The organism is Streptomyces sp. NPDC006265, from assembly GCF_040613555.1.
Lineage (GTDB): Bacteria > Actinomycetota > Actinomycetes > Streptomycetales > Streptomycetaceae > Streptomyces.
Genome location: NZ_JBEXSH010000935.1, coordinates 1 through 3,401 on the forward strand (window position 1 = coordinate 1; position 3,401 = coordinate 3,401).

Genomic DNA, 3,401 nt, shown 5'->3' on the forward strand with positions numbered 1-3,401 from the left:
GGGACATGCCCCCGATCGGCACCGACTGGCTGCGCAGCAAGAACGCCCCCGGCTTCACCCCGCTCGGCCCGTGGATCGTCCCCGCCGGCTCCATCCACGGCGAACACGCACCCCGAGGCGGAAAGCGGCAGCTCAAACGTGCCATGTTCCTCTCCGCCTTCGCCTGCATGAACGCCGATCCCGCCTCCCGCACCTACTACGACAAGCAACGCGCCCGCGGCAAAACCCACACCCAGGCCCTCCTCCGCCTCGCCCGCCACCGCATCAGCGTCCTGTTCGCCATGCTCCGAGACGGCACCTTCTACGAACCCCGCTCGCCCGCGGACGTCGAGCTCGCCGTATGACCCCAGCAAGACCAAATCACCCCAAACCCCAGTGAGGTCCGCGTCCCGTCTGCACCGAGTGCGGTGCCTCGTTCACCGACGAACGGTGGAAGGCGACCGGACGCGTCGGCTGGGGCGCTTCCCCAGAGCCCCGCCCGTCCCTGTGCGGGGACTGCGACCGGCGGTTCGTCGCCGATGTTCAGCAAGCCTGGTCGCACGAGCCCCGGCATGAGGAGCAGGGCCAGGCCGTGGCCGAGCAGAAGGCCGGCGGAACCTGGCTCGCCCGCTTCCGCAGGTGATGTGACCGAACCCGGCTGTCAGTGGCGGCTGCCAGGCTGAACGGATGGACCGTGACGACGAGCAGCTGCTGCGCGGCCGGGCCTAGGCGCCGACCGCGACTACCCGGGCCCGGGGCCGGGACGGAGTACGCCGAACTGGTGGGCGAGCCGCTGGACGGATTGCTGCTCGAGATCACTGGCTGGAGGCCGGCGGAGATCGACGACGGTGTCTCCCTCCTTACGGAGCGTGGGCGGTTCGGCTCGGGGGCCGGGCGCTGTACGACCCGCGCCCCGGCGATCCGGCCCGCTGGGACTGGGGCGGCGACAGCCCCTGACGGCCGGCAACTCGGTCGGGTGAAGACACCGCAGCGGCGGAACTCTCCCCGGGTGCCGGGCGTAGTGCCGTACATGGACCCGATCAACGAGGTGCGGTCCCAGGTGACGGGACAGCCCTTGAGGTGTGTCGCACGAAAGGCCCCGCCGAAGCGGCAGGCGCTTCGCTGGGGGTGGTGTGGAGCGGCTCGCCGAGGCAGCCGCGTGGTGCTGCGCCGCGTCAGCGGGACGTCTGTACGCCGAGCAGGGTGAGAGCGTTGCGGATGCCCTCGTTGAGGAGTTCGTCGGAGAGTCGCTGGTCGTCCAGGGAGCGGGAGAGCTGTAGCGTTCCGACCATCATGGCGTAGACGCTGAGGGTCTTTGTGTGTACCGAGCTCGGATCGTCGGGCGCCAGGCGAGCGGCGATACCGTCGATGACGGCGAGCACGCCGTCGGTGTACGCCTGTTTGGTCTCGTCCCCGCAGCGCCCGATCTCATCGAGGAGTGCCGCGGAGGGGCAGCCGTCGTCGGGACTGTCGCGGTGCTGGGGTGAGAGATACCACCGTACGATCTGCTCGAGTCCGGCGATGCCGGGGGCCGCCTGCTCGATGACGTTCGCGTACTGCGCCCGCAACTGGTCCGCGACCGCGGTGGCCACGAGGTCGTCCTTGGATGCGAAGTGGGCGTAGAAGGCGCCGTTGGTCAGTCCGGCGTCCGCCATCAGCGTCGAGATGCCCGAGCCGTCGATGCCGTCCCGCTTGAACCGGCGGCCGGCGGTCTCGATGATCCGCTGCCTCGTCGCCTGTTTGTGCTCTTTCCCGTAACGCGGCACGCGCTCGCTCCTTTGAGCGCCAGAAGGGTCACCCGCCCTCCAACGCCTTCCACATCGTATTGGATGGCGAACGTACTCCAATGGTGTGTCGACGGTGTCTTGGAGCACCGACACGTGTTCTCTGCGGCCGGCCCGATTCACTCGTTGCCGGGCGCCATCGAGATCACGACCTTTCCGGCCGTGGTATGGCCCTGCTCGACGTACGCCATCGCCTTGAGCGTCTGGTCGAAGGGGAACGTTCGGTCGATGACCGGGCGAAGCTGTCCCTTGTCGTAGAGGGCGCCCAGCTCACGGAGCTGGGAGCCGCTGGCCTGCATGAAGAAGAACTGATAGCGCACGCCCAGGGCCTTGGCCTGCTTGCGCACCTTGCGACTGAGCGCGTTCATGACCACCCCCATGACCGAGGGGGCGCCGAGTTGCCTGGCGAAACCGGCGTCCGGCGGGCCGGCCACGCCGATGGCCAGGCCGCCCGGCTTCAGTACGGTCAGCGACTTCTCGAGGTTCGCCCCGCCCAGGGAGTCCAGGACCAGGTCGTAGCCGGACAGCACCTTCGAGAAGTCCTTCTTGGTGTAGTCGACGACGATGTCGGCGCCGAGGCTCCTGACCAGCTCCTGAGTGCGGGTGTTCGTGGTCGTCGCCACCGTGGCACCGAGGTGCTTGGCGAGCTGGATGGCCGTCGACCCGAGGCCACCGGCACCGGCGTGGACGAGCACCTTCTGACCCGGCTTCACACGGGCACGGTCGACGAGGATCTGCCAGGAGGCCAAGGCCACCAGCGGGACCGCGGCCGCCTCGCGGAGGGTGAGTGACTCCGGCTTGGGCGAGACGTCGTCCTGGTCGATCGCGATGAACTCGGCGAAGCCTCCGATCCGCAGGTCGCGGGGACGCGCGTAGACCTCGTCGCCGACGGCCACCTCGCGCACAGCGGACCCGACCTTCGTCACGACGCCGGCGACGTCGTGGCCGAGCACGAAGGGCGGCTTGTACCTCAGGAGTCGTTTGAACTCCCCGTTGCGGACCATCTTGTCCAGCGGGTTGATGCTGGTGGCGCTCACTCGGACCAGGACGTCGCCGTCCCCGACGGCGGGTTCTGGAACGTCTGCGGCGCGCACGCCGTCCTTGCCGTACTTCTCGGCGATGAATGCCTTCATGTCAGCCATCCCTTTGCGTGACCTTCTCGGTTGCCCTTCAGCGGATGATGCGTATGTCCGAGCGGCTTCCGCATCAGCTGCCGAGGTAGCGGCGGAGCCACTGCCCCATCCGTCCGATCGCCCGGTCCACCTCGGGCACGCGCCCCGCGCCGAGGATGAACGAGTGCTGGCCCGCGGGCAGCGGGCGGACCTCGGAAACAATCTTGAAGTCGGCGAGCCGGCGGCCGAAGTCGGCGCCCTCGCCGGCAAGTGTCTCGTACTCGCCGTAGTGGAGGGCCGTGGGCGGCAGGCCGGTCAGGTCGGCGTTCACGATGCTGATGTCGGGGTCGGTGAAGTCCACGGCGGGGTCCTGCAGCCAAGCCGATCGGAACGATTCGAGGATGCCCCGGCTGAGCATCTTGTCGTGTTCCTCGTTCTCGTCGACCTTCGGGTTGCTGTTGGCGTCCAGCGTATAGGCGCGCCGGGTGCAGGTCTCGTCCGCGGCGGTGTCGTCGGTACGGACAAG

The 3,401-nt window shown here is 68.7% G+C and carries 3 protein-coding genes and 2 pseudogenes; 2 read left to right on the top strand and 3 right to left on the bottom strand.

Annotated elements, in window-relative coordinates; genetic code table 11:
* Together ABZ281_RS43035 and ABZ281_RS43040 are read left to right on the top strand one after the other, a co-directional pair.
* A pseudogene (locus tag ABZ281_RS43035) lies at positions 1–344 on the top strand (IS110 family transposase); the annotation flags it as partial.
* 322 nt (positions 345–666) lie between these two features.
* A pseudogene (locus ABZ281_RS43040) lies at positions 667–936 on the top strand (hypothetical protein).
* Between the two features lie 218 nt (positions 937–1,154).
* Here ABZ281_RS43040 and ABZ281_RS43045 read toward each other — a convergent pair.
* The 3 genes from ABZ281_RS43045 to ABZ281_RS43055 form a co-directional block, all read right to left on the bottom strand.
* Positions 1,155–1,745, bottom strand: coding sequence for a TetR/AcrR family transcriptional regulator (locus ABZ281_RS43045; protein WP_356663548.1), 591 nt, complete (start codon positions 1,743–1,745; stop codon positions 1,155–1,157).
* Between the two features lie 137 nt (positions 1,746–1,882).
* Positions 1,883–2,896: an NADP-dependent oxidoreductase gene (locus ABZ281_RS43050; RefSeq protein WP_356663550.1), complete on the bottom strand. Its 1,014-nt coding sequence runs from the start codon at positions 2,894–2,896 to the stop codon at positions 1,883–1,885.
* 73 nt (positions 2,897–2,969) lie between these two features.
* Positions 2,970–3,401 (bottom strand): alpha/beta hydrolase (locus ABZ281_RS43055; protein WP_356663552.1); only part of this gene is annotated, 432 nt, incomplete at its 5' end.